The organism is Streptomyces fragilis, assembly GCF_003112515.1.
In the GTDB taxonomy this organism is placed as follows: domain Bacteria; phylum Actinomycetota; class Actinomycetes; order Streptomycetales; family Streptomycetaceae; genus Streptomyces; species Streptomyces fragilis.
On the sequence record NZ_BEVZ01000001.1, the window covers coordinates 263,483 to 283,155 of the forward strand.

Consider the following 19,673-nt stretch of genomic DNA (forward strand, 5'->3'; position numbering starts at 1 on the left):
AGCGGAGCCCGTCGGCCGACGGGCCGGCTTCCACGGGTGGCGCGGCCCTTCCGGGCGGCCCGAACGCCCCGGCCCCCTCGGCCTCCCCGGACCCCTCGGCCTCCCCGGCCTCCCCGGCCTCCCCGGCCTCGCCGGCGCCTTCGGCCTCCCCGGACCCTTCGGCCGCTCCGGCGCCTTCGGCCTCCCCGGACCCTTCGGGCGCTTTGGCGCCACCGGCCACCGCCGAGCGGCCCGACGCCGTCACCGGGGTGATGGTCCGGCTGAAGCTGTCGATCGTGCGCAACGGCCTGCGGCAGTCCGGCGGCCGCCGCGCGGCGTACATCGCCTCCGCGGTCGTGGTGCTGCTGCTGGCCGCGTTCCTGCTCCTCGGGCTGCTCGTGCTGCGCGGTCATCCGCACGCCGCCTCCGTGGTGGTGCCGCTGACCGCCGTGCTCGCACTGGGCTGGGCGGTGATGCCGCTCTTCTCCGCCAGCGGCGACGAGACCCTGGACGCGACCCGGCTGGTCCTGCTGCCGCTGCGGCCCCGCCCGCTGGTGCGGGCGCTGCTGGCCGCCTCACTGGTGGGCATCGGCCCGCTGTTCACCCTCTGCCTGCTGACCGGTTCGGCGATCGCCGTGGCCCACGGGCCGGCCGGGGCGGTGACCGGGGTCGTCGCGGTGGTGCTGGCGCTGCTGACCTGCGTGGCGCTGGCCCGGGCCGTGGTCACCGCGAACACCCGGCTGCTCTCCAGCCGCCGCGGCCGCGACCTCGCCGTGGTCAGCGGCCTGATCGTGGCGATCGGCGCGCAGGCCGTCAACTTCGGCGTGCAGCGGCTCGGCTCGTCCGGGCTGGCCCAGCTCGACCCGTTCGCCGAGGTGCTGCGCTGGGTCCCGCCCGCCTCCGCGATCGGCGCCGTCGACGCGGCGAGCGAGGGCGCGTACGGCACGGCGGCCGCCCAACTGGGTCTCACCGCAGTGGCGTTGGTGCTCGCGCTGCGCTGGTGGTCGGCGACCCTGACCCGGCTGATGACCGCGCCCGACTCCTCCACCCTGCAGGCCGCCGAACCGGCCGCGGCCCGCGCGGGACGCCGTCCGGGCGGCTGGGGGCTCACCCGGCTGCTGCCGCCCGGCCGGGTCCGCACCGTGATGGAGCGCAGCCTGCGCTATGCCTGGCGCGACCCCAAGACCCGGGCCGCGCTGGTGGTCTCGCTGGCGGTCGGGCTGATCGTTCCGCTCTTCAACGCGCTGCAGGGCTCGGGATCGGTGTACCTCGCCTGCTTCGCCGCCGGGATGCTCGGCTCGATGATGTACAACCAGTTCGGCCAGGACTACTCGGGCTTCTGGATGGTCGCGATGACCATCTCCTCCCCCCGGGACGCGCTGCGCGAGCTGTGGGGCCGGGCCCTGGCGCTGGTGTCGTACGCGGTGCCGTACTCGGTGCTGGTGTGCGTGGCGACGGTGGCGGTGCTCGGCGAGTGGGGGAAGCTCTCCGAGGCTCTCGGCCTGTCGCTGGCGCTGCTCGGCGCGATGATGGCGACCGGCGCGTGGGCCTCCGTGCGCCACCCCTACTCCATCCCGCCCGAGGGCAACCGGAACGTGGCCCCCGGTCAGGTCGGACTGGTGTGGATGGCCATCTTCGGCGGCATGGCCGCCGCGGCGGTCCTCTCCGCGCCGGTGATCGCGCTGACCGTCTGGCTGCACGTGGCCGGTCACGCCGGCGCGTGGAGCTGGCTGCTGCTGCCGGTGGGCGCGGCCTACGGCGCCCTGCTGACCGTGACCGGCCTGCGCCTGGCCGCGCCCCGTGCGGCCGCGCGCCTCCCGGAGATCCTCGCCGCCGTCAGCAAGGGCTGAGCGCAGGCCGCTCAGGGGGTGAGGACTCCCTGGAGGAAGCGGGTCAGCAGGCTCTGCCAGGCGTCGGGCTGGTCGTGGTGGAGGAGGTGGCCGGCGTCGGGGATCTCCGCGTACTCGCCGCGCGGCAGGACGCGGACCATCTCGTGGGCCTCGGCCCGGCCCAGCTGGCCGTCCACGCCGCGCACCACCAGGGCGGGGCAGGGCACCTGCGCGAGCTCCTCCCAGTGGGCGTCGAAGGCCCAGCCGCGGCGGGCGAGCCGCATCTGCTCGGGGTCGAAGACCGGACGCCAGCCGTCCGGCGCGTGGGTCATCACCTCGGCGAAGTAGGCGGCCCGGGCCTCGCTGGGCCGCTCCACCCAGGGATCGCGGGAGAACCACTCCCGGACCTCCCCCAGCGTGGCGAACGGCGTGGGCCAGGCCGCGAGCCAGTCCTCCCACTCCCGGTGCAGCGCCGCCCCCACGGCCGCCGCGCGCATCTCCGCCAGCACCAGAGCGCGCACCAGGTCCGGCCGGGCGACGGCGAGCCGCCAGCCGACGAGCGCCCCCATGCCGTGCCCCACCACCACGGCGGGACCCATTCCCAGCTGCTCCAGGGCCGCTTCGGCGTCGGCGACGAAGGCCTCGGGGGTGAGCCCGGCCGGGCCCTCGGGGTGGTCGCTGAGCCCGTGCCCGCGCTGGTCGAGGGCGACCGCGCGGCAACTGCCGGACAGGCCGCGCGCGGTCTGCGCCCAGTGCGAGGCACGGCCCAGCAGCCCGTGCAGTAACAGGACGCCCGGCCCTTGCGACGGCTCCGGCGGCTCCCCGCGCGGTCCGGAACCGGACCCGGCGACCTGCACGGCACCGAGCGCGGGATCCGGCGGGAAACCGTCCGGCCCCTGAGGGCCGGCCTGCCCGGCCGGCTTCGGGGGCTCGGCGAACTCCCAGGCGGCCAGGCGCAGGCCACCCGCTCCGGTCAGATCGATCCGCCGTGCCATCCGTGCCCCCTCAATGCGCGCCCTGTCGCGCGCCCATCCTTACGCCTGTCTGCCCGGTTGTGCGCTGCTTTGCGCCATCTCCCGCAGGCTATCGAATCTGTATTCGAAAACGCGGGTCCATATCGCCGACACCCCTCGTTCGAGTGACCACGGCCGGGGATTGACCGCCGTCGACGAGGGGAGATCCTGAGCGGGAGGCGGACCACTCGGGGAAAAGCGGTCCGCGGGGACGACCGACCTCGGGAGCTCGGGGCTCCGGGTCGGCACAGGGGAGGACGGGCCCCGGCACGGCCGACACCGCGCCGGGGCCCTGTTGCGTGGGTCGCCCCTCGGGGCGGGGTCCTCGGGTCATATGCCTCGCCCACCACACTGCCGCACGGTGAGCCACCTTGAAAAGGCGGGCGGCGCGAAAGAGGGCGTGCGGCACACGCGGCACGCCGTCCACGCGGGGGCGCACGACGCCCGCGAGCGACGCCGGAACACACCGGAAGCGACTCCGCGGGGCGCTCGACCCCGCGGTCGAGGGGCCCCGAACGCGGCTCCGGACGGGTTCCGGCCAATTCCGGCCGGCTCCGCACGCGGCTCCGATCGACTCCGGACGTGACTCCGGCCGGCTCCGCACGCGGCTCCGGTCGACTCCGGACGTGGCTCCGGGCAGGCCCCCCGAAGGCGCACCGCGCACGGCCGCCGTGGGAACGACTAGGGCTTGGCCACGAACACGTGCGAGGCGACCTCGCCGTCCAGTTCCGCGGCCTCGCCTCCGCTGCCCACCAGCAGACCGGAGGCGGACTCGGTCACGCTGACCACCGAACCGGGCTGCACGCCCGCCCGGCGCAGCGCGTACATCAGCTGCGCGTCCGTCTGGATGGGCTCGCCGATGCGGCGCACGACGACCGTCTTGCCCTCGTGACCGGGCTCCAGGTCGGCCAGCGACACCATGCCCTCGTCGAGGAACGGGTCGGCCGTGGCCTGCTGCCCGAGCTCCTCGAGGCCGGGGATGGGGTTGCCGTAGGGCGACTCGGTCGGGTGGCGGAGCAGCTCGAGGACCCGCCGTTCGACGGCCTCGCTCATCACGTGCTCCCAGCGGCAGGCCTCGGCGTGCACCTGCTCCCACTCCAGGCCGATGACGTCCACCAGCAGGCACTCGGCCAGCCGGTGCTTGCGCATCACCCGCGTCGCCAGCCGGCGGCCCTCGTCGGTCAGCTCCAGGTGACGGTCGCTGGCCACGGCGAGCAGGCCGTCCCGCTCCATCCGCGCCACCGTCTGGCTGACCGTCGGGCCGCTCTGGTCGAGCCTCTCCGCGATGCGGGCGCGCATGGGGACCACACCTTCCTCCTCGAGCTCGAGGATGGTGCGGAGATACATCTCCGTGGTGTCGATCAGTCCGGACATACGTGCCCCTCGCAATACATCTGCCGATAAGCCGCGCGCAGCCTCGGCGGCCAGGCCTGCCCGGCTGCTCCGGGCGGCGCGCCGACTCCGCATCCAATTCTTACGCATGCGGCCGACAACCGTGCCCTGCCGGAGGAACCGAAACGGTCCGGTCCGGCTCCCTACTGCCCCTCGGGGAACGGCCGATGCCACCCGTTGACACCACTGTGGTCCAGACCTCACGGTGATCATCGACACACAGGAGGGAGCCTGCCGGTGAGCGATCACGCGGACGATCTGGTCGGCCGGTACTTCGACGCGGCGGAACGGCTGCTGCGGCGGGTCCGGGTGGAGGAGACGGAGGCGATCGCCGCCGCCGGGGAACTGGTGGCGGACACGGTGGGCGCCGGAGGGCGGCTGTTCGCCTTCGGCGCGGGACACTCGTCGCTCGCCGCGCAGGACGTGGTCTACCGGGCGGGCGGCATGGCGCTGATGAACCTGCTCTCCGTGCCCGGGCTGACCGGCGTCGACGTGCGCCCGGCCACCCTGGGCTCGGCGCTGGAGCGGGTGGAGGGGCTGGCGGCCACGGTGCTCGACGTCTCGCCGCTGCGCGCCGGGGACCTGCTGGTGGTGATCTCGCTGTCCGGGCGCAACGCGCTCCCGGTGGAGATGGCCTCCGAGGCGCGGGCGCGCGGGGTGCGGGTGGTAGGGGTGACCTCGGTGGCCTACGCGCGGGAGACCGCCCCGGGCCACCCCTCGGGCACCTTCCTGAAGGACCACTGCGACGTGGTGATCGACTCCAAGGTCGCGGTGGGCGACGCGGAGCTCACCCTGGACGGTGTGGGCGCGCCGTTCGCGTCCGCCTCCACGGTGGTGACCTCGGCCGTCATGCAGTCCGTGATGGCGGTGGCGGCCGGCGCGCTCGCGGAGCGGGGCGTGGAGCCGCCGCTGCTGCGGTCGGGCAACGTGGACGGGGGCCGCGACTGGAACGACGCGGTCTTCGAGCGGTACCGGGACCGGATCTTCCACCAGCACTGAGCCCTCCCCCCCCCCGGAGAGGGGGAGCGCGCGCGAGGTCACCCGGCGGTGTTCTCCAGGGCCGCCGCCAGGTCCAGGGCGGCGGCCACCCGGCCCGCCACCTCCTCGCCGTGCGCGACGTCGTGGCGGCCGAACGGTCCCCGGGCCGGGCCGCGCAGGAAGGTCACCACGCCCAGGGTGCGGCCCCGGCTGCGCAGCGGGACGCACAGGGCGTGCGCGGCGTCCTGCGGCCACTGCCGGGTGAACCCGGCGGCGGCGGACACCCGCACGGTGCCCGCGCGCTCCGCGCACCGCAGTGCCGGGTGCCCGGGCGGATACGGCACCGGCAGGCCCGACCGGTCGGCGCCCTCGCCGGCCCCCGGGGTGCCGAACGGGGTGGTGGCCGTCCGCACCAGGCGCAGCGGCGTCTCCTCGTCGTCCGGCACCACGCCGCCGGCCGCCCGGTCCAGCAGGGCGTGGTCGGCGAAGCCGGCGAGCGCGAAGTCCAGGTGGACCGCGGCGGCCTCCGCGGGGTTGTCGCACTCGGCCGCGGCGCGCGACGCCCGGTGCAGCTGGGCGGCACGGAAGCGGGTGACCGCGGCCTCCTGCTCGGTGGTGCGGGCCTCGGTGACGTCCTGGAACAGCCAGCCGACGCCGAGCGGGGTGGGTTCCTCGGTGAGCGGGGAGGCCAGGCGCAGGAAGCCGCTGCGCCAGCAGCGGCGCTCCCCGGGCGCGGCCCCGCCCGTCCCCGCGGCACCGCCGGACCCCGTGGGGGCGGCGACGGTGACCCACAGGTCGGCGGGGGCGGGGGGCGCGCCCTGGGCGAGGACGTGGGTCAGCGCGGCCTCCACCTCGCGGACGCCCTCGGTGAGCAGCTCGCCCAGCGGACGCCCGAGCAGCGCCGCGCGGCCGCGTCCCAGGGCGCGGGCGGCGTGGGCGTTCACCACGGCGGGGCGCAGGTCCGCGTCGACCAGGACCACGCCCCAGGGGGCGTCCGAGAAGAGGGCCTCGCTCAGGGCGAGGGAGCGTTCCAGGTCGGTCTGCGCGTCGGCCGGGCCGAAGGCGAGGTACACGCCGGCGGGTCTGCCGTCCGGGCCGGGGACGGCGGCGGACTGGGTCCGCACCAGGACGCGGCCGCCGTCCTTGGTCAGCAGCGCGAAGTCATGGACGCGGCGGCCCGGGGCGTGCATGGCGGCCATCAGGCGGGCCTCGGTGCCGGCGGCGTCGGCGGGACGGACCGCCCAGCCGGCCAGGCCGCGGCGGCCCACCGCCTCGGCGGCACTCCAGCCGAGGACGCGTTCCGCCTCACGGTTCCAGTGGGTCACCACGCCGTCGGCGTCGAAGGCGCACAGAGCGGCGTCCATGCCGTTCAGCAGGGCGGCGAGGAGTCGGTCGCCGCACTGGTCCTCGCCGGTCGGAGCGGTCACGGTGGCTCCCCCCTGTCCTGGGCCGTGGGGCTCCCATTCAACTCCACGACCCCCTCCCGGAACACCACTTTCACCGACCCTCTCCGCTCCTCCCGCCCCCCCGGTCGAGGGGCCGGCCTGGGGGGCGGTGGGAAAAAGGCGTTGTTCCGCGGCGGCCCCGGTCGTACGGTGGGGCCACACGGGAAAGGAGGTGATCGGGTACATGAGTGACACCCGGACGCGTGAGGTGGCTGCGGGCTGAGAGCCCGTGACCACGACGGGCCTCGGCCCAGCACCAGCAGTCACCCGACCCGCGAGCTCGCCGGCACGTCCGGCCGGCCCCCTTCCGTGGGACCAGAGCTCGCGGGTCGTTCCCTTTCCCGGGACGGGACGACCCGCGGCGGGGTTCAGCGCGCGATGTCCCCGTAGCCCTCGATCGCCTCGACCGGCCGCGACGCCGGTCCGACGTACCGCGCGGAGGGCCGCACCAGCCGCCCCGTCCGCTTCTGCTCCAGGATGTGCGCGGACCACCCCGCCGTGCGGGCGCAGGTGAACATCGACGTGAACATGTGCGCCGGCACCTCGGCGAAGTCGAGGACGATGGCCGCCCAGAACTCCACGTTGGTGGCCAGCACCCGGTCCGGCCGGCGCGCGTGCAGTTCGGCCAGCGCCGCCTTCTCCAGCGCCTCGGCGACCTCGTACCGCGGCGCGCCCAGCTCGCGGGCGGTGCGCCGCAGCACCCGGGCGCGCGGGTCCTCGGCCCGGTAGACGCGGTGACCGAAGCCCATCAGCCGCTCGCCGCGGTCCAGCGCGCCCCGCACGTACGCGTCGGCGTCCCCGGTGCGCTCGATCTCCTCGATCATGCCGAGCACCCGCGAGGGAGCCCCGCCGTGCAGCGGGCCGGACATCGCGCCGACCGCGCCGGAGAGCGCCGCCGCCACGTCCGCGCCGGTGGAGGCGATGACCCGCGCGGTGAACGTGGAGGCGTTCATGCCGTGCTCGGCGGCCGAGGTCCAGTAGGCGTCGACGGCGGCCACGTGCTTCGGGTCCGGCTCGCCGCGCCAGCGGATCATGAACCGCTCGGCGATGGAGTTCGCCTTGTCGATCTCCTTCTGCGGCACCATCGGCACGCCCTGCCCGCGCGCCGACTGGGCGACGTAGGACAGCGCCATCACGGCCGCGCGGGCGAGGTCGTCACGGGCCTGTTCCACGGAGATGTCCAGCAGGGGCCGAAGACCCCAGGCGGGCGCGAGCATCGCGAGCGCCGCCTGCACGTCCACGCGGACGTCGCCGGAGTGGACCGGGATGGGGAACGGCTCGGCGGGCGGCAGGCCGGGGTTGAACGACCCGTCGACCAGCAGGCCCCAGACGTGACCGAACCCGACCGTGCCCACCAGGTCCTCGATGTCGACGCCCCGGTACCGGAGCGCGCCGCCCTCCTTGTCCGGTTCGGCGATCTCCGTCTCGAATGCGACGACTCCCTCGAGCCCGGGAACGAAGTCGGACATGTGCGGCTCCTCGACGTTTGTAGGGGGTGCGGGTCCGCCCCGTGCATCGGATCGTATCCACGAGTGCCACTTTTGGGGAGAGGCGCGGCACTCAGTGCCACCTTCAATCCACCCGGTGCGGGCCTGACAGCACCCCCGGCCCACCGGTGCCCCCGGGCGCCCGCACGCGCCGCCGGTCCGCGACCCGAACGTGCCTGCGCATGCGGCAAGATGATCCCGTGACCGACCGAGAAGCCGCCCTCGACCCGTCCGACGACACCGTTCCCGCCACCGCCCTCGCGCCCGACCCGGCCGCGATGCGCCGGCACTACGAGGCGGAGGGGCTGGTCAGGTCCCAGCTGGCCGGCACGCCCGTGGAGCAGTTCGGCCGCTGGTTCCGGGAGGCCACGGACAACCCCGCGGTGTTCGAGCCGAACGCGATGGTGGTCTCCACGGCCGACGCCCAGGGCCGCCCCAGCTCGCGGACGGTGCTGCTCAAGCACTACGACGAGCGCGGGTTCGTCTTCTACACCAACTACGGCTCCCGCAAGGGCCGCGAGCTCACCGAGAACCCGCACGTGTCGCTGCTGTTCCCCTGGTACCCGCTGGCCCGGCAGGTGATCGTCACCGGCACGGCCGCCCGCACCGGCCGGGACGAGACCGCCGCCTACTTCCGCACCCGGCCGCACGGTTCGCAGCTGGGCGCCTGGGCCAGCGAACAGTCCACGGTGATCTCCTCGCGCGAGGAGCTGGACCGCGCCTTCACCGAGCTGGACGCCCGCTACCCGGCCGACGAACAGGTGCCCGTCCCGCCGCACTGGGGCGGCTTCCGGGTCGTGCCGCAGAGCGTGGAGTTCTGGCAGGGCCGCAGCAACCGGCTGCACGACCGGCTCCGCTACGTGGCGCTGCCGGGCGGCGGCTGGCGGACCGAGCGCCTCAGCCCTTGAGCGGCGGACCGAGCGCCGGAGCCCCCTGAGCGGCGGCCCAGCACGGCGGACCCAGTGCCTCAGCCTTGAGCGGCGGGCCCAGCGCCTCAGTCCCCGAGCGGCGGGCCCAGCGCCTCGTCGAGCAGCGCCGCCCACTGGGCGACCACCCGCTCCCGGCGGGCCGTGTCGTCGCTGAGCAGGTTGGCCAGGCCCAGCCCGCGCGCCATGTCCAGCAGCCCCTGCACGGTCTCCCGCGCACCCGGCCGGGACTCGTCGGCGGCCAGCAGCTGCACCGCCGTGCGGTGGGTCTCCCGGCCGACCCGTGCCTCCAGCTCGGTGACGCGGCCGCGCAGCTGCTCCTCGTTGGAGGCGGCCACCCACAGGGCGAGGGCGGCGCGGAAGACCGGCCCGGTGAAGAGGGCGACGATCTCCGCGACCACGGCCCCGCGGTCGCCCGCGGCGCCCTGGGGGAACAACTCCCGCAGGGCGGTGGAGCGTTCCTCGGCCACGTGCTCGACGGCCGCGGTGAACAAATCCTCGCGGGTGGGGAAGTGGTGCTGGGCGGCGCCCCGGGAGACGCCGGCCCGTTCGGCGACCACGGCCACCGTGGAGCCCGCCCAGCCGTGCTCGGCCAGGCAGGCGACGGCGGCCTCCAGCAGCCGCTGCCGGGTGGCCCGGCTGCGGTCCTGCTTCGGGGCGCGCGCCGCGGTGGACGTCGCCTGGTTCACTTCACCCACGCCGGATCCCGTCGTTCGAGGAAGGCGGTCATCCCCTCTCGCGCCTCGTCGGAGGAGAACAACCGGGCCGAGAGCGCGGAGAGGGTCTCCGCGTCACGATCGAAGTTCTCCAGCACCTTAGCCGTGACCAGCGGTTTGGTCGCCGCGAGGGCCTGTGGGGAGGCCCGGCGCAGGCCGTCCAGGATCGGCTCCAGCACCTCGTCGACGTCCTCGCCCGCCACGGTGACCAGCCCGATCCGCGCGGCCTCGGCGGCGTCGAACCGCTCCCCGGTGAGGTAGTACCGCGACAGCGCGCGCGGTTCCACGCGGGGCAGCAGCGTCAGCGAGATGACCGCCGGGGCGACCCCGATCCGCACCTCGGTGAGGGCGAACGTCGACCGCCCCGTGGAGGCGGCGACCACGTCGCACGCGCCCAGCAGCCCGAACCCGCCCGCCCGCACGTGCCCGTCGACCCGCCCGACCACCGGTTTGGGCAGCTCCAGCATCCGCCGCAGCAGCCCGGTCAGCGCCTCGGGCGGCGGCGGGTCGCGCAGGTCGGCGCCGGCGCAGAAGGTGGTGCCGGTGTGGCTGAGCAGCACCGCCCGCACGCCGTCGTCCTTCGCGCAGTCCTCCAGCAGGGCGGCCAGCCGCCCGACCAGCGCGGCGGACAGGGCGTTGCGGTTGGCCGGCGAGTCGAGGACGAGCGTGGCGACGCCCCGCTCGTCCGACCGCCGCACCAGGTCCGGGGGTGTGTCCGTCATCCGTGTTCCCTCATGCTCATGCTCGGTCCCTCATGCTCGGTCCCTCATGCTCGGTCCCTCATGCTCGGTCCCTCAGTTCGCGTCGCAGGATCTTGCCGCTGACCGCGCGCGGCACGGCGTCGACGAAGGTGACCCGCCGCACCCGCTTGTACGGGGCGACCCGTTCGGCCACGTAGGCCGTCACCTCCGCCTCGGTGAGCGCCTCGGCCCCGGCCTGGCGGACCACGTAGGCGGCCGGGACCTCGTTGGAGTCGTCGTCGTACACGCCGATCACCGCCGCGTCGGCGATGCCGGGGTGGGTGAGCAGCAGGGCTTCCAGCTCGGCCGGGGCGACCTGGTAGCCCTTGTACTTGATCAGTTCCTTGACCCGGTCGACGACGAAGAGCCAGCCGTCGTCGTCGACCCGGCCGACGTCGCCGGTGTGCAGCCAGCCGTCGGCGTCGATCATCGCGGCGGTGGCGTCGGGCCGGCCGAGGTAGCCCTTCATCACCTGCGGGCCTCGGATGAGGATCTCGCCCCTCTCGCCGGCGGGGAGGTCCTTGCCGGGGTCGTCCAGCGAGACGATCCGCATCTCGGTGCCGGCTATGAGCTTGCCGACGGTGCCGGGCGGGGCGTCCTCGCAGAAGGGCGGGACGACGTGGGTGCCGGGCGACAGTTCCGTCATGCCGTACGCCTGGCCGACCGGCGGCACCCCGAGCCGGGCCCGGCAGGCCTCGGCCAGCTCCGCGTCCAGCGGGGCCGCGGCGCTGATGACGTAGCGCACCGAGGACAGGTCGTAGCCGTCCACCGCCGGGTGCTTGGCCAGCGCCAGCACGATCGGCGGGGCGACGTACAGCGCGGTGATCCGGTGCTTCTCGATCGCCGCGAGGAAGGTGTCCAGCTCGAAGCGGGGCAGCACCACCACGGTGCCGCCCTGCTTGAGCGGGGCGTTCATCAGGGCGGTGAGGCCGTAGATGTGGAAGAAGGGGAGGATCGCGAGGATCCGCTCGCCCTCCCCGGTGGGCACCGCGGGTTCCAGCTGCGCCAGGTTGGTGGCGATCGACCGGTGGGTGAGCATCACGCCCTTGGGCGTCCCGGTGGTGCCCGAGGAGTACGGCAGGGCGGCGACGTCCTCCACCGGGTCGATCTCCACCCGCGGCTCGGGGGCGGTGGTGCCGAGGAAATCCATCAGCGAGCGGTGCCCGGGGGCGGTGTCGCAGACGAAGATCTCCTGGATGCCGCCGGTGAGCGCGGCGGCCGCCCGCGCGGTCTCCAGCAGCGGCGAGACGGTGACGATCCAGCGGGCCGAGGAGTCGGTGAGCTGCTTGGCGAACTCCTCGGCGGTGGCCAGCGGGTGCACGGTGGTGACCGCGGCGCCCGCCCGGGTCGCCGCGTAGAAGGCGATCGGGAAGGCGACCGTGTTGGGGCTGTGCAGGGCGAGCACGTCGCCCTTGACGACGCCCGCCTCCGCCAGGCCGGCCGCCACCTTGCGGTGGAAGGCGTCGACCTGGGCGTAGGTGAGGGTCATGCCGTTCACCCCGTCGATCAGGGCGGGGGTGTCGCCGCGTTCGGCGGCCCGGCCGAGCACCGCGTCGTGGATGGGCTCCTCGACGGCGGGGACATCTGCGTACTCGCTGCGGAACATGAAGGCTCCTTGTCGCACGACGCTGTGCTCGCCTCCGATGAGGCGTGGCCGCCAAATATGGCGATATCAGTAGGACTTGGGAAGACCCAGCGTCTGGTGCGACACGAAGTTGAGGATCATCTCCCGGCTGACCGGGGCGATCCGCGCCACCCGTGAGGCGTTGACCAGCGAGGCGAGGCCGAACTCCTTGGTGAGGCCGTTGCCGCCGAGGGTGTGGACGGCGGTGTCCACCGCCTTCACGCAGGCCTCGCCCGCCGCGTACTTGGCCATGTTCGCCGCCTCGCCCGCGGCGAGGTCGTCGCCGGCGTCGCAGAGGTGGGCGGCCTTCTGCATCATCAGCTTGGCCGTCTCGACCTCGATGTGGGCGACCGCCAGCGGGTGCTGGATGGCCTGGTGGGCGCCGATGGGCGTCTTCCAGACCTGCCGCTCCTTGGCGTACCCGATCGCGGCCGTCAGGGCGTGGCGGGCCATGCCGACGGCGAAGGCGGCGGTCATCACCCGCTCCGGGTTGAGCCCGGCGAACAGCTGGAGCAGACCGGCGTCCTCGTCGCCGACCAGCGCGTCGGCGGGCAGCCGCACGTCCTCCAGGACCAGCTCGAACTGCTTCTCGGCGGCGGCCAGGTCCATGTCGAGCATGGTGCGGTGGAAGCCGGGGGTGTCGCGCGGGACGATGAACAGGGCGGGCTTGAGCCTGCCGGTGCGGGCGTCCTCGGTGCGGCCCACGATCAGCGTGGCGTCGGAGATGTCCACGCCGGAGATGAAGACCTTCCGCCCGTTGAGCACCCACTGTCCCCCACTCTCGGCTCCGCTCGAGCGGGAGGTACCCCCGGCCTCCCACCGTGCGGTCGTCGTGATGCGGTGGCTGTTGGAGCCGGCGTCGGGCTCGGTGATGCCGAACGACATGATTTTGCTGCCGTCGGCGAGACCGGGCAGCCACTCCCGCTTCTGCTCGTCGGTGCCGAAACGGGCGATGATCGTGCCGCAGATGGCCGGGGAGACCACCAGCAGGAGCAGCGGGCAGCCCGCCGCGCCGAGCTCCTCGAGGACCAGGGACAGCTCGTAGATGCCGCCGCCCCCGCCGCCGTACTCCTCGGGCAGGCTCACCCCCAGGTAGCCGAGCTTGCCCGCCTCGTTCCACAGCTCCTCGGGGCCCTTGCCCTCCTCCAGGGCCTTGGTGACGTACGCGCGGCCGTAGCGGCGGCCCAGCGCGGCGACGGCCTCCCGCAGCGCCTTGTGCTCCTCGGTCTCGATGACGACGCTCACTGGCTCTCCTCGTGGTCGGCGGTGCCTTCGGCCTCTGACGGCGCTTGCTGGACGACGGCGAGCAGCGCGCCGACCTCGACCTGGCGGCCGGGTGCGGCGTGCAGTGCCGTGAGGGTGCCGCTGACGGGGGCGGTGACGCGGTGCTCCATCTTCATCGCCTCCAGCCACAGCAGCGACTGCCCCTCGGTGACGGCGGAGCCCACGGCCAGGCCGTCGGCGACGCGGACGACGGTGCCGGGCATGGGGGCGAGCAGCGAGCCCGGTTCCCGGCGGGACTGGGGCTCGGGGAAGCGGGGCAGCTCGGTGAGGGCCACGCCGTTCACGAAGACCCGTCCGCCCTCGTACCGGGCCACCTCGTGGCGCCGCCGCACGCCGTCCACCTCGAGGACGACCAGGGAGGCGTCGGCGTGCACCACGACCGCCCCGTCGGCCTCCAGGCCCCGGCGGGTCCAGCGGTAGGCGGCCTCGTACTCCTGGTCCCCCACCCGGTAGCGGCGGACCTGCGGCTGCGAGGGGACGTTGCGCCAGCCACCGCCGAACCGGGCGCCCGCACCCGACGCGGCACCGGCCGCGGCCAGGGCGGCGGCCAGCGGCGCGTGCGGGTCGACCGTCTCCCGGGTGAGCTCGGCCAGGTGCCGCTCGTAGAAGCCGGTGTCCATCCGACCGGAGGCGAACTCCTCGTGCCGCAGCGAGCGCACCAGCAGGTCGCGGTTGGTGACCGGCCCGTGCACCGCGGCCCGCTCCAGCGCCCCGGCCAGCTTGCGGACCGCCTCGGCACGGGTCGGCGCGTGGGCGACCACCTTGGCGAGCATCGGGTCGTAGTGCACGCCGACCGTGTCGCCGTCGGCGAAGCCGGTGTCCACCCGCACGCCGGCCGCCGTGGCCGCCTCGTCCAGCCCGATCCGGTGCAGCACCCCGGTCTGCGGGGCCCAGCCGCGCGCCGGGTCCTCGGCGTAGAGGCGGGCCTCCACGGCGTGCCCGCGCGGGGCGGGCGGCTCGGGGTCCAGGGCGCCGCCCTCGGCGATCCGCAGCTGGAGGGCGACCAGGTCGATGCCGAACACCTCCTCGGTGACGGGGTGTTCGACCTGGAGCCGGGTGTTCATCTCCAGGAAGTGGGCCCGGCCGTCGGCGACCAGGAACTCCACCGTGCCGGCGCCCACGTAGTCCACTGCGCGCGCCGCCCGCACGGCCAGCTCGTGGAGCTCCGCCAGCAGCTCGGGCGGGAGCCCGGGCGCCGGAGCCTCCTCGACGACCTTCTGGTGGCGGCGCTGCAGCGAGCAGTCCCGGGTGCCCAGCGCCCACACCGTGCCGTGGGTGTCGGCCAGCACCTGCACCTCGACGTGGCGGCCGCCCTCCAGGTAGGGCTCGACGAACACCTCGTCGTCGCCGAACGCGCTCAGCGCCTCGGCCCGCGCGGCGGTCAGCGCGGCCTCCAGGTCGGCCGGCCGGCGCACGATCCGCATGCCGCGGCCGCCGCCGCCGGCCGCCGCCTTCACCAGCACCGGCAGGTCCGCCTCGCCGACCTCGGCGAGCGGGGCCAGCCCCATCAGCTCCTTGGCCCGCGTCTTGGACGCCATCGCCTCGACGGCCTCCGGCGGCGGTCCGATCCACACCAGCCCCGCGTCGAGCACCTGGCGGGCGAAGCCGGGGTTCTCGGACAGGAAGCCGTACCCCGGGTGCACGGCGTCCGCGCCGGCCGCCAGGGCGGCCTTCACGATCAGGTCGCCCCGCAGGTAGGTGTCCGCGGGCGACGATCCCGGCAGCCGGACCGCCTCGTCGGCGGTGCGGGTGTGCAGCGCCCCGGCGTCGGCGTCGGAGTGCACGGCGACGGTGCGCACGCCCAGCTCGGCGCAGGTGCGGAAGACCCGGCAGGCGATCTCGCCCCGGTTGGCGACCAGCACCTTGGAGATCGCGGAGTGCGCGGAGTTGACGGATTTCACGGAGTTCACAGGAGGTCCCTCACATCCGGAAGACGCCGAAGCCGCCGCGCACGCCCTCGAACGGGGCGGTGTGGATCGCGGACAGGCAGATGCCCAGTACGGTCCGGGTGTCGCGCGGGTCGATCACCCCGTCGTCGTAGAGCCGCCCGGACAGGAACATCGGCAGCGACTCGGCCTCGATCTGCTGCTCGACCATGGCGCGCAGCGCCTTGTCGCCCTCCTCGTCGTAGGGCTGCCCCTTCGCCGCCGCGGACTGGCGCATCACGATGGAGAGCACGCCGGCCAGCTGCTGCGGCCCCATCACGGCGGACTTGGCGCTCGGCCAGGCGAACAGGAACCGCGGGTCGTAGGCCCGCCCGCACATGCCGTAGTGGCCGGCCCCGTAGGAGGCGCCCACCAGCACCGACAGGTGCGGCACCGTCGAGTTCGACACCGCGTTGATCATCATCGCGCCGTGCTTGATGATTCCGCCCTGCTCGTACTCCTTGCCGACCATGTAGCCGGTGGTGTTGTGCAGGAACAGCAGCGGGATGTCGCGCTGGTTGGCGAGCTGGATGAACTGGGCGGCCTTCTGCGACTCGGCGCTGAACAGCACGCCCTGCGCGTTGGCGAGGATGCCGACCGGATAGCCGTGCAGGGTGGCCCAGCCGGTGGTCAGGCTGGTGCCGTACAGCGGCTTGAACTCGTCGAAGTCGGAGCCGTCGACGATCCGGGCGATCACCTCGCGCGGGTCGAACGGCGTGCGCAGGTCCTCCGGGACGATGCCCAGCAGTTCCTCGGGGTCGTACTTCGGCGGCTCCACGGACGCCGGGTCGGGGTCCGGGTACGCCTTGCGGTGGTGGAGGCGAGCGACCACCCGCCGGGCCTGCCGGATCGCGTCCACCTCGTCGACGGCGAAGTAGTCGGCGAGGCCGGAGGTCCGGGCGTGCATCTCGGCGCCCCCCAGCGACTCGTCGTCGCTCTCCTCGCCGGTGGCCATCTTCACCAGCGGCGGACCGCCGAGGAAGACCTTCGACTGCTCCTTCACCATGATCACGTGGTCGGACATCCCGGGGATGTACGCGCCGCCCGCGGTCGAGTTGCCGAGGACCACGGCGACGGTGGGGATGCCGGCCGCGGAGAGCCGGGTCAGGTCGCGGAAGACCTGGCCACCGGGGATGAAGATCTCCTTCTGGGAGGGCAGGTCGGCCCCGCCGGACTCGACCATCGTGACCACCGGCAGCCGGTTGGCCAGCGCGATGTCGTTGGCGCGCAGCGCCTTCCGCAGCCCCCACGGGTTGGTCGCGCCGCCGCGCACCGTCGGGTCGTTGGCGGTGATCAGGCACTCCACTCCCTCGACCACGCCGATCCCGGTGACCATCGACGCGCCCACCGGGTACTCGCTGCCCCAGGCGGCCAGCGGCGACAGTTCGAGGAACGGGGTGTCGGGGTCGACGAGCAGCTCGATGCGCTCCCGGGCCAGCAGTTTGCCGCGCCCCCGGTGCCGGGCGAGGTACTTCTCTCCGCCGCCCGCGAGCGCCTTGGCGTGCTCGGCGTCCAGTGCCGCGAGCTTGTCCAGCAGCGCGGCGCGGCGGGCCGCGTACTCGGGGCTGTCGGTGTCCAGGGCCGTGGGCAGCACGGTCACAGCAGGGCCTCCGGTATGTCCAGGTGACGGGCGCGCAGCCATTCCCCGAGCGCCTTGGCCTGCGGGTCGAATCGGTGCTGCGCGGCCACGCCCTCGCCGAGGATCCCCTCGACGGTGAAGTTGAGCGCGCGCAGGTTGGGCAGCGGGTGCCGGGTGACGGTGAGCGCTGCGGTCTCGGGCAGCAGTTCCCTGAACCGCTCGACGGTGAGGGTGTGGGCGAGCCAGCGCCACCCCTCCTCGCTCCGTGCCCAGACGCCGACGTTGGCGTCGCCGCCCTTGTCCCCGCTGCGGGCGCCGGCCACCAGGCCCAGCGGGGCGCGGCGCACCGGACCGGGCGCGGGCGGCGCGGGCAGCGGCGCCTCGTCCACCGCGGCGAGCTGCCGCGTCCGCGGCGCCGGGGGCACGGTCTCGCGGGTGCCGTCCGGCAGCACGGCGACGTGCTCGACCTCGCCCTGCGGGACGTACGCGGCGGCGAAGGCGCCGTAGGGCGCGCCCTTGCCGGGCGGGGCGGTGACGTGGAAGCCGGGGTAGCTGGCCAGGGCGAGCTCGATGCCCGCGCCGCTGAGGGCCCGGCCCACGGCCTTCTCGTCGGGGTCGCGGACCACCAGGCGCAGCACGGCGCTCGCGGTCTCCTCGGTGGCCGCGTCGGGCCGGTCGGTGCGCACCAGGTCCCAGACCACCTCGCGGGGGCGGGATGCGGCGCGTGCGAGGGCGTCCTCCAGCTGCGCCCGCACCAGCTCGGCCTTGCGCTCCACGTCCAGGCCGGTGAGCACGAACTCGATCTGGTTGCGGAACCCGCCGAAGCGGTTGACGCCCACCTTGAGGGTGGGCGGCGGGGCCTCGCCGCGCACGCCGGTGATCCGCACCCGGTCGGGGCCCTCCTGCTCGAGGGCGACGGTGTCGAGCCGGGCGGTGACGTCCGGCCCGGCGTACCGGGGCCCGCCGGTCTCGTAGAGCAGCTGGGCGGTGACCGTGCCGACGTCGACGACGCCGCCGGCGCCGGGATGCTTGGTGATCACCGAGCTGCCGTCGGGGTGGATCTCCGCCAGCGGGAAGCCGGGGTGGAGCAGGCGGCGGGTGTCGAACTCGCCGAAGAAGGCGTAGTTGCCGCCGGTGGCCTGGGTGCCGCACTCCAGCACGTGCCCGGCGACGACGGCGCCCGCCAGGGCGTCGTGGTCGCCGGGGTCCCAGCCGAAGTGGGCGGCGGCCGGGCCGGTGACCAGGGCGGCGTCGGTGACCCGCCCGGTGACCACGACGTCGGCGCCGGCCCGCAGGCAGGCGGCGATGCCGAAGCCGCCGAGGTAGGCGTGGGCGGCCAGCGCGCCGGGGTGCCGCCCGGTGAGGTCGTCGCCCTCGACGTGGGCGACGCGCACGGGGAGCCCGAGGCGCTCGGTCAGCTCCCTCACGCGGGCCGCGAGCCCGGCGGGGTTGAGACCGCCCGCGTTGGCGACGATCTTCACGCCGCGCTCGTGGGCGAGGCCGAGGCACTCCTCCAGCTGGCGCAGGAAGGTGCGGGCGTAGCCGGCCTCGGGGTCCTTGAGCCGGTCGCGGCCCAGGATCAGCATGGTGAGCTCGGCGAGGTAGTCGCCGGTGAGGACGTCGAGTTCGCCGCCGGTGAGCATCTCGCGCATCGCGTCGAAGCGGTCGCCGTAGAAGCCGGAGGCGTTGCCGATGCGCAGGGGCGCGGCGTGCGGTGCGGTGGGCAGGGGCGCGGCGTGCGGTGCGGTCCGCGGTCCGGTGTGCGGCGCGGTGTGCGGTGCGGTGGGCGGTGCGGTGGGCAGGGGCGCGGTGTGCGGTCCGGTGTGCGGCGGGGTCGTCGTCACGCGGGCTCCTTCGGCTCGCGACCGCCGCCGGGGGGTCCGGCGAAGCACTGGGCGACGTCCAGCCAGCGGTCGGCGTCCGGGCCGTCGGCGCGCAGGTCCAGGTCGTCGCGGTGTGCGCGCTGCGTCACCAGGCGGCAGAAGTCCGGCCCCGACCCGGTGACCCGCTGCGCGGCGTCCGGCGGCCCGGAGGTCCACAGCCCGCCGTCCGGGAACTCCAGCTCCAGCCGGAACTCCTCCCGCGGCACCGGCAGTCCGTTCATCACGAACGCGAAGTCCCGGGTGCGCGCGCCCAGCCGGGCGATGTGCCGCATCCTGCGGGTGGGGCGCCGCTCGACGCCGAGGGCGTCGGCGACGTCCTGGCCGTGCGCCCAGGTCTCCATCAGCCGGGCGGTGGCCATGGAGGCGGCGGACATGGGCGGCCCGAACCAGGGGATCTTCGTCCCCCGCGGCACCTCGCGCAGCGCCGTCTCCAGCGCGGCACGGCTCGCCCGCCAGGCCGCCAGCACCTGCGCGGGCCGCCTGCTCGCGCCCAGCGCGGCCTGCGCGTCCATGTAGCCGTCGGCGTCCGCGAGGGCCTGCCGGACCTCGGCGTCGAACGCCTCCCTGTCGCGGATCGCGGCCAGGGCGGCCCGGTCGGTCCACTCCAGGTGGGCGATCTGGTGCGCGACGCTCCAGCCCGGCGCGGGCGTGGGCGCCGCCCACCGGTCCTCACTCAACTCGGCCACCAGGGCGTCGAGTTCCTCGGACTCCTCACGCATGTCGTCGATCACCGACGACGTCGGATCGTCCATCGTGGCGTCCTGCTCCCTCCGGGCACGGCGGTGTGCGGGGTGGTGCGGAGTGGTGCGGAGTGGTGCGCCTCGGAGCATGGCAGCGGGACGGGAATCAATCAAGCGTGCTTGCTTGATTTTC

At 74.7% G+C, this 19,673-nt stretch carries 15 protein-coding genes; 3 read left to right on the forward strand and 12 right to left on the reverse strand.

The window, feature by feature from the left end; genetic code table 11:
• The first annotated feature begins 251 nt into the window (after positions 1-251).
• Positions 252-1,829 (forward strand): transporter, encoded by a 1,578-nt coding sequence (locus Sfr03f_RS01150; protein ID WP_245967349.1) that lies wholly within the window; start codon positions 252-254, stop codon positions 1,827-1,829.
• A gap of 11 nt (positions 1,830-1,840) precedes the next feature.
• On the opposite strand, the gene Sfr03f_RS01155 is transcribed toward Sfr03f_RS01150, so the two are convergent.
• The gene (locus tag Sfr03f_RS01155) at positions 1,841-2,803 is read right to left on the reverse strand and encodes an alpha/beta fold hydrolase (protein WP_108951754.1); all 963 of its coding nucleotides are present in this window, start codon (positions 2,801-2,803) and stop codon (positions 1,841-1,843) included.
• 699 nt (positions 2,804-3,502) lie between these two features.
• Positions 3,503-4,195, reverse strand: coding sequence for an iron-dependent transcriptional repressor DtxR (locus Sfr03f_RS01160; protein ID WP_108951755.1), 693 nt, complete (start codon positions 4,193-4,195; stop codon positions 3,503-3,505).
• Between the two features lie 255 nt (positions 4,196-4,450).
• Between Sfr03f_RS01160 and Sfr03f_RS01165 the strand changes: the two genes are divergently transcribed.
• A complete protein-coding gene (locus Sfr03f_RS01165; protein ID WP_174721514.1) occupies positions 4,451-5,212 on the forward strand; it encodes an SIS domain-containing protein in 762 nt (253 codons plus the stop codon).
• Positions 5,213-5,250: 38 nt separating this feature from the next.
• Here Sfr03f_RS01165 and Sfr03f_RS01170 read toward each other — a convergent pair whose 3' ends face one another.
• Both Sfr03f_RS01170 and Sfr03f_RS01180 read right to left on the reverse strand, forming a co-directional pair.
• Entirely contained in the window at positions 5,251-6,618 is a 1,368-nt protein-coding gene (locus Sfr03f_RS01170) for a PAS domain-containing protein (protein WP_245967328.1), read from the reverse strand.
• A gap of 386 nt (positions 6,619-7,004) precedes the next feature.
• A complete protein-coding gene (locus Sfr03f_RS01180; RefSeq protein ID WP_108951757.1) occupies positions 7,005-8,105 on the reverse strand; it encodes a citrate synthase 2 in 1,101 nt (366 codons plus the stop codon).
• A gap of 200 nt (positions 8,106-8,305) precedes the next feature.
• Here Sfr03f_RS01180 and pdxH point away from each other — a divergent pair, with 200 nt between their 5' ends.
• The gene (pdxH, locus tag Sfr03f_RS01185; RefSeq protein ID WP_108951758.1) at positions 8,306-9,031 is read left to right on the forward strand and encodes a pyridoxamine 5'-phosphate oxidase; all 726 of its coding nucleotides are present in this window, start codon (positions 8,306-8,308) and stop codon (positions 9,029-9,031) included.
• Between the two features lie 86 nt (positions 9,032-9,117).
• Here the strand turns inward: pdxH and Sfr03f_RS01190 are convergent, their stop codons facing one another.
• The 8 genes from Sfr03f_RS01190 to Sfr03f_RS01225 form a co-directional block, all read right to left on the reverse strand.
• Entirely contained in the window at positions 9,118-9,747 is a 630-nt protein-coding gene (locus tag Sfr03f_RS01190; protein ID WP_108951759.1) for a TetR/AcrR family transcriptional regulator, read from the reverse strand.
• Positions 9,735-10,487 carry an enoyl-CoA hydratase family protein gene (locus Sfr03f_RS01195; RefSeq protein WP_108951760.1) on the reverse strand — a complete coding sequence of 251 codons (753 nt, stop codon included), beginning with the start codon at positions 10,485-10,487 and terminating at the stop codon, positions 9,735-9,737. The genes Sfr03f_RS01190 and Sfr03f_RS01195 overlap by 13 nt, the downstream gene beginning before the upstream one ends.
• A 58-nt stretch (positions 10,488-10,545) precedes the next feature.
• On the reverse strand, positions 10,546-12,111 hold the full coding sequence (locus Sfr03f_RS01200) for a 4-coumarate--CoA ligase family protein (RefSeq protein WP_108951761.1): 1,566 nt from the start codon (positions 12,109-12,111) through the stop codon (positions 10,546-10,548).
• Positions 12,112-12,177: 66 nt separating this feature from the next.
• Entirely contained in the window at positions 12,178-13,374 is a 1,197-nt protein-coding gene (locus tag Sfr03f_RS01205) for an acyl-CoA dehydrogenase family protein (protein ID WP_108951762.1), read from the reverse strand.
• A complete protein-coding gene (locus Sfr03f_RS01210) occupies positions 13,371-15,323 on the reverse strand; it encodes an acetyl/propionyl/methylcrotonyl-CoA carboxylase subunit alpha (protein ID WP_372514342.1) in 1,953 nt (650 codons plus the stop codon). Before Sfr03f_RS01210 ends, Sfr03f_RS01205 begins: the two co-directional genes overlap by 4 nt.
• Before the next feature lie 10 nt (positions 15,324-15,333).
• Positions 15,334-16,938: an acyl-CoA carboxylase subunit beta gene (locus Sfr03f_RS01215; protein WP_108951763.1), complete on the reverse strand. Its 1,605-nt coding sequence runs from the start codon at positions 16,936-16,938 to the stop codon at positions 15,334-15,336.
• Positions 16,935-18,644: an acyclic terpene utilization AtuA family protein gene (locus tag Sfr03f_RS01220; RefSeq protein WP_281262818.1), complete on the reverse strand. Its 1,710-nt coding sequence runs from the start codon at positions 18,642-18,644 to the stop codon at positions 16,935-16,937. Before Sfr03f_RS01220 ends, Sfr03f_RS01215 begins: the two co-directional genes overlap by 4 nt.
• A gap of 113 nt (positions 18,645-18,757) precedes the next feature.
• The gene (locus Sfr03f_RS01225; protein WP_108951764.1) at positions 18,758-19,552 is read right to left on the reverse strand and encodes a TIGR03084 family metal-binding protein; all 795 of its coding nucleotides are present in this window, start codon (positions 19,550-19,552) and stop codon (positions 18,758-18,760) included.
• Positions 19,553-19,673 lie beyond the last annotated feature (121 nt).

Coding starts and splice junctions, on each gene's coding strand:
- Sfr03f_RS01225 (WP_108951764.1), bottom strand. CDS start 19,552: ATGGACGATCCGACGTCGTCGGTGATCGACGACATGCGTGAGGAGTCC.
- Sfr03f_RS01155 (WP_108951754.1), bottom strand. CDS start 2,803: ATGGCACGGCGGATCGATCTGACCGGAGCGGGTGGCCTGCGCCTGGCC.
- pdxH (WP_108951758.1), top strand. CDS start 8,306: ATGCGGCAAGATGATCCCGTGACCGACCGAGAAGCCGCCCTCGACCCG.
- Sfr03f_RS01195 (WP_108951760.1), bottom strand. CDS start 10,487: ATGACGGACACACCCCCGGACCTGGTGCGGCGGTCGGACGAGCGGGGC.
- Sfr03f_RS01180 (WP_108951757.1), bottom strand. CDS start 8,105: ATGTCCGACTTCGTTCCCGGGCTCGAGGGAGTCGTCGCATTCGAGACG.
- Sfr03f_RS01200 (WP_108951761.1), bottom strand. CDS start 12,111: ATGTTCCGCAGCGAGTACGCAGATGTCCCCGCCGTCGAGGAGCCCATC.
- Sfr03f_RS01150 (WP_245967349.1), top strand. CDS start 252: ATGGTCCGGCTGAAGCTGTCGATCGTGCGCAACGGCCTGCGGCAGTCC.
- Sfr03f_RS01160 (WP_108951755.1), bottom strand. CDS start 4,195: ATGTCCGGACTGATCGACACCACGGAGATGTATCTCCGCACCATCCTC.